This window comes from Bacteroidota bacterium, assembly GCA_039111535.1.
In the GTDB taxonomy this organism is placed as follows: Bacteria; Bacteroidota; Rhodothermia; order Rhodothermales; family JAHQVL01; genus JBCCIM01.
Genome location: JBCCIM010000291.1, coordinates 1 through 5615, shown reverse-complemented (window position 1 = coordinate 5615; position 5615 = coordinate 1). Strand labels below are relative to the sequence as shown.

At 50.0% G+C, this 5615-nt stretch carries 5 protein-coding genes; 3 read left to right on the top strand and 2 right to left on the bottom strand.

The window, feature by feature from the left end; all coding sequences use genetic code 11:
- Positions 1-332: 332 nt before the first annotated feature.
- Complete coding sequence (locus tag AAF564_25680; GenBank protein MEM8488962.1) at positions 333-632, bottom strand: DUF5687 family protein; 300 nt, start codon at positions 630-632, stop codon at positions 333-335.
- Positions 633-824: 192 nt separating this feature from the next.
- On the opposite strand from AAF564_25680, the gene gluQRS reads away from it, so the two are divergent.
- Positions 825-1811, top strand: coding sequence for a tRNA glutamyl-Q(34) synthetase GluQRS (gene gluQRS / locus AAF564_25675; protein ID MEM8488961.1), 987 nt, complete (start codon positions 825-827; stop codon positions 1809-1811).
- A 31-nt stretch (positions 1812-1842) separates the two neighbouring features.
- The gene (locus AAF564_25670) at positions 1843-3771 is read left to right on the top strand and encodes a TonB-dependent receptor (GenBank protein MEM8488960.1); all 1929 of its coding nucleotides are present in this window, start codon (positions 1843-1845) and stop codon (positions 3769-3771) included.
- Positions 3772-4020: 249 nt separating this feature from the next.
- On the opposite strand, the gene AAF564_25665 is transcribed toward AAF564_25670, so the two are convergent.
- Positions 4021-4464 (bottom strand): MarR family transcriptional regulator, encoded by a 444-nt coding sequence (locus tag AAF564_25665; GenBank protein ID MEM8488959.1) that lies wholly within the window; start codon positions 4462-4464, stop codon positions 4021-4023.
- Positions 4465-4687: 223 nt separating this feature from the next.
- On the opposite strand from AAF564_25665, the gene AAF564_25660 reads away from it, so the two are divergent.
- A complete protein-coding gene (locus AAF564_25660; protein ID MEM8488958.1) occupies positions 4688-5614 on the top strand; it encodes an alpha/beta fold hydrolase in 927 nt (308 codons plus the stop codon).
- The last annotated feature ends 1 nt before the right edge of the window (position 5615 follow it).

Sequence of the window (5615 nt, the reverse complement as noted above, 5' to 3'; positions counted from 1 at the left end):
TTTTTTCTGCCTATGAGACACTGAAGCTTCGTCTCTAGCGAAAATATATAAATCTATGATTTGACGTTTCACGCGATTTGGAGTACACTGTATTTCTGTAGTATTCCAACTTCTAAGGAAAAGAAACTCTTTGAAGTAACTATTGTGGAGAACTGTATACGTGACGTTCCACACGATTTTGAGTTCGCTATATTTTTGTAGTATTCATACTTTTGGAAGTAGTGAATCCTTTGAAATAACAATAGCGGAGAAGTCTATTTTTATTGAAACGACACCAAATGCACTTCTCCACAAACGTTATTTGAGAGTTTTGGCCTGATTAAGAAGTACTACTAGAATGTACTCCAAATCGCGTGGAACGTTACTTTTGGCCCTTGCTGCAGAAAGAAGCGAAGGGAAAACAGTCCGATAAATATCTCAAGCAGGTACCTGTTGATAAACCCAATTGGGTCATCGCCAGCTTGTGATCCTGTCAATACCTCTTTGAAAAAGATACCCATCCCAACGAGTACAAACGTCAGGTAAATTAAAACCATAGAGACAGCAATGATGGTCAGCCAGCGATGTTTACGCTTGACCGACCGCCAAAAGAAATGCCAGTGGTTTTTTATGAGTAAAAGATAGAGGTGCATAGCGCGCGACTTGTAACAAATCCTTTAAGAGCAGGGGGGGAATACAGTTCCAGCAGAATTGTTACAGCAGGATAAATAATGCGTACTTTAAGGCTGTACTTCAATGGTAATTGCAAATATACTACCGAACTTGGTACCGTTGTGCATAGTTATTGGTGAAGTATCCTTCAGTTACTCGCGCATCTTGTGAAAATGCAGCATTCTTCAGTCAGAGGCCGGTTTGCGCCCTCTCCAACGGGGCTCATGCACGTGGGCAATGCCCGTACTGCATTGTTGGCCTGGCTCTCTGTACGCCAGCAAAGCGGTACGTTTGTTTGGCGGCTGGAAGATATTGACGCTCCGCGCGTTGTTGCCGGCATGGCTGAGGCCGCTGCTGAAGACTTGCAGTGGCTCGGCCTGGATTGGGACGAAGGCCCCGTACAGGGCGGTGCATACGGCCCTTATGTACAAGCAGAAAGGCTCGCTTTGTACGAAACAGCGCTTACTCAACTCCATGACGCCGGCCAGGTATTTCCCTGCACATACTCCCGCAAAGACCTGAAGAACCTGGCTTCGGCACCCCACGGCCTTGGCGTACAGTCTCCTTACCCTGTAACCCTTCGACCCAAAACGTTGCCTGCAGATTGGTTTGAAGCACTACAATCAGGCATAACGGAGCAGCCAAACATCCGCTTCAGGGTAGAAAGAGGTAGTCGCACTTTTGAGGACCTTGTGCAAGGCGAGGTAGCACAAGACGTCCAGCAAGCAGTAGGCGACTTTGTGATTAAACGGCGCGATGGCCTGTTTGCATATCAACTGGCTGTGGTTGTCGATGATCTTGCGATGGAGATCTCTGAAGTAGTCCGGGGAGAAGATTTGCTCCATTCTACAGCCCGACAAATATTGTTAATAGAAGCATTGGGGGGCAGGCAACCGATTTATGCACACGTACCCTTAATCCGCAATGCTGCCGGCGAGAAGCTTTCGAAGCGGGATGATGGCCTGACGCTGCGCGCCCTGCGCGAGGTAGGCGTGCAGCCTGCACTACTCGTTGGGTATTTTGCTTACTCGCTCGGGTTAGTTGAAGAAATAATTCCGCTTCAGCCCGGAGCTTTACTATCATATTTTCGTTGGGAGAAAATCACAAAAAAAGATTGGGTGCTGCCGGCTGATCTGGCAGGACTCCTCACCACCATCTGATCCCCAGCATCAGACCCGCTTCCAACATCTTATGCGCATACTGTTTACACTGTTTTTATGCTGTTTTCCTGTACTCACCCACGCACAGGACACGTTGCGGTATGCAACGTTGCCTGACTCCATTGTCATTACCGCAACCCGGTATGCTGAAAGCGCCCAGGAAGTAGGGCAACGGATTGCCGTGTGGGATGCAGACGATATCGCCCGCCTGCCTGTTAGCTCTTTTGACGAGTTGCTGCGCGTCACGGGTGGAGTTGAAGTATTTAGCCGTTCTGGTTTTGGCGTGCAGAGTGATATTACCATCCGTGGCGGCACGTTTAATGGGGTCTTGGTGCTGGTTGATGGGGTACGGTTCAATGATGCCCAAACAGGCCATTTTTTGTCTGACTTCCCGATTCCGCTTTCCCAGATAGAGCGCATAGAAATCCTGCGGGGGCCGGCGACCGTCATTTACGGTCCGGATGCGCTCAATGGTGTTGTGCACGTCATCACAAAAGCCGCCGCGCAAACCACTGTGACAGACGGCATACAAGCAAGCGCAGGCACCCGGTTTGGGTCACACAATTTTCGCGCACTTGATGGCGACCTGAGTTATGCAAAAGCAGGATGGCAGGTGGGCGGTGCTGTCACCTACCAGGTCACAGATGGAGAAACGGTGGAGCAAGACGCCATCCCGGTAGAAGGCCCGAATGGGATTGTGAGAACCGATTTTGAACGCGTAGCCCATTCTTGGTTTGTAAGCAAAACCGACGGCCCGGTGTCGCTCTACGCGCGCCTTGCCATGGATTGGCGCGACTTTAACGCCTATCACTTTTACACGGTGTCGTCGCTTGACTTCTCGCGGGAAGAAACACGCACCGTATGGGGGCAATTCCGGCTGCAAGGCAGCTTGAGCGGGCAAACGGATTGGGATGTGAATGCTGTATTCAAGCAGCACAAAGACATGTTCAATTTCAATCCGCAATTTACCCCCAATGAGCACACCAGCCGGCATTTTGTGGCGCGTGGTACCCTCAAACACACCGTTTCAGAAGCGTTGTCGCTCAGTACGGGCCTTTCTAGCTGGTCGCGGGATATCGACAGCAACAACCTGGGTGAGCACAACGACTACACGATCGGTGGATACGTGCATGCGCGGTATCAGCCCGTTTCGCCGCTACAGGTTTATGCCGGCGTACGGGTGGATCATGACAAGGCCTTTGGCACGGAGTTAACCCCGCAAATCAATGCACACTACCGTTTGGGCAGGGTAGGGCTGCGTGCAAATGTTGGCCGAGCGGTTCGGGCACCAAACTACGTTGAGCAGTACATCAACTTCACCCGTGCACCACAACGCGGCAGAAACTACGGCAACCCGGCGCTCAAGGCTGAGAAGGCATGGTCTCGCGAACTGGGTATTGATGTTTATCTCGTGGAAGATGTAGTGCTGAACACGACGCTGTTCCAGCGCAATACATCCAATTTGATAGACTTTGCTCAACTCGACCCCATTGCCGGTCAGCCGACGCTGGCTGACTCGGTATTGCTTGCGCAAAACATTGCCAGTGTGGAAACGCAAGGGATTGAAATAGACGGACAGGTCACCCGTCGATTGGGGCAGGGGCATGTATTAAAACTGGGCGCCTCTTACACGCGGTTGAATACGGATCTGGATGAAGTGAAAGCCGGCGCCGTATTCAAGTATGCCTCAAGCCACGCGCGCTTCATCGTGCAGAGTACTGTGCAATGGACGTCTCCCTGGTTTGAGCTTGCTGTACAAACACTCGGAAAAGAAAAACTCGATGCCTCAACCTACAGTGTCACCAATTTGCGGGTAGCCGTCCCCGTTCGTTTCGGCACAGGCCGGCAAGCCCGGCTGTCTGTGGATGTACGGAATGCGTTTGATCGACAATTCACCGAGGTGCTCGATGCTCCTATGCCTGGAAGATGGATACTGTTTGGGGTGCAGGTTAGGTTGTGATCAGGACATGTCTACAATCAACATGAAAGGCTGCTTGCGCAGATGTTACATCGTGTAAGGAGAAACGGATCACCCCCATATCGCATAAAAAATACGGTTAAACAACGTCTATTTTTAGCCTTATTCATTTCGTGTTTGCGCGGACGCAGCGAAATAAACAGTATTTTTAGGAGGAAAAGAAGAGAGCGCTGCCTATTTTGACGTGATTTCTTTCGCACAAGCGGCCAGAGCGAGCAATGCTCTCTGGAATTATGAGTTGGAATCTGGTACTGAGGCCGTTATCCGATTCAAAAGATCAATCAATGTTTTGCGCTCAGTTATGCTGAGCGGTGCCATCATATCTGCAGCAATGCCGCGATAAGCATCCTCTCTTGATGCTGAAACAGATTGTCCATGATCTGTCAACTCGACCAGCCAAACCCTGCGATCCTCCTTACTGCGGATCCGGTGTACGATCTTTTGATCTTCAAGACGATCAATTAATGGCGTGATAGTGCTCTGCCCAAGCCCCAAATGCTGGGCTATGGTTCCCATACTACAGGCACCCAGGATATCCAATGCATCCAGCGTCATCAGTTCCTGCTTGTTCATCTCTTTATGCGCGGCCGTATGCTCGCTGGCGAGGCGGGTAAAAAAGACGCCCACTCGCCGCAATATTCGTGCAAAGGCGTCAACCTGGTTATCACTTTTCAAAATTATCCTTCCGTAATTCTAGACATGGCATATACTATGCGATTAGCGGAACGTTCCATTATAAAATATTTCGAAATATGAAACATTCTGTTTTCGAACTTGTACGTTGCCATATTCTCGGACACGAGATTCAAATAGATTTTGACAAAAACAATCCCAGTAACCGATTGATTTTCAGGTTTTGACCGAAACAGTTAAGCTTGAACTTATCAAGGAGACTAACATGAAAAGTATACTTCTAATCACAGCAGGACTGGTCGCTGCCCTTGCGGTTGTGGCAGGCACCATCTTCTTTGCTTTTCCACAAGTAATCGTTGATTTCGCGAACAGCGGATATGCAAGCGCCGCCGGATTAGAGAAGCGGTCGCTCGTTCTCGATGGGTACACAGTGCACTATTTCGAAAGCGATGAGCGGGGAGACAAAGAGTCGCTCGTTCTAGTCCACGGGATGGGTGATGACAAAAACAGCTTTCTGCAATCTGCAGAATTGCTTTCAGAGCACTACCATTTGGTTCTACCAGACCTCCAAGGCCATGGGGAAAACGCCCGCGATATGGACCGGGACTATTCGATTGATGGCCAAGCAACTTTCTTGCACGACTTTCTCGGTGCCATCGACGTGAAGGAGTTCCATCTTGTCGGGAATTCCATGGGCGGCCACACCTCTGGTGCCTATGCTATCAAGTATCCTGACGACGTAAAGTCCTTGGTTTTGCTCAATGCAGCTGGTCTGAAGATCGACGATCACGTCACCTATATCGGGTTCGGAGATGATCTCGAAACCGATGCAGAACTGGATGTCCTACTGGACCGGATGTTTAACGAGATTCCAGATATCCCAGGCCCCTTCAGACGGCTGATGATGGAGCAGATCAATGAAACCAACGAATTCGTTGACAACGTGCTGATCACAGCGGTACAGAACGGACCCTACTTCAATCTCAAAGACGACCTATCCGGAATCTCGGCCCCAACACTGGTCTACTACGGCGTTCAAGATGAGGTCGTCCTGCGCAACGCGGCCGATTACTACGCCGACAACATTCCAAACGTGGAACTTGTGACAATCGACAATGCAGGCCATGTTCCGCAGATGGAGCTTCCATTGGTCGTCGCAGAAGGCATTCACAACTTCATATCTCGGCAGTGAT

What these genes read in the sequence shown, in the direction of transcription:
- gluQRS (MEM8488961.1), top strand. Translation starts at nt 825, where the DNA reads ATGCAGCATTCTTCAGTCAGAGGCCGGTTTGCGCCCTCTCCAACGGGG.
- AAF564_25670 (MEM8488960.1), top strand. Translation starts at nt 1,843, where the DNA reads ATGCGCATACTGTTTACACTGTTTTTATGCTGTTTTCCTGTACTCACC.
- AAF564_25660 (MEM8488958.1), top strand. Translation starts at nt 4,688, where the DNA reads ATGAAAAGTATACTTCTAATCACAGCAGGACTGGTCGCTGCCCTTGCG.
- AAF564_25680 (MEM8488962.1), bottom strand. Translation starts at nt 632, where the DNA reads ATGCACCTCTATCTTTTACTCATAAAAAACCACTGGCATTTCTTTTGG.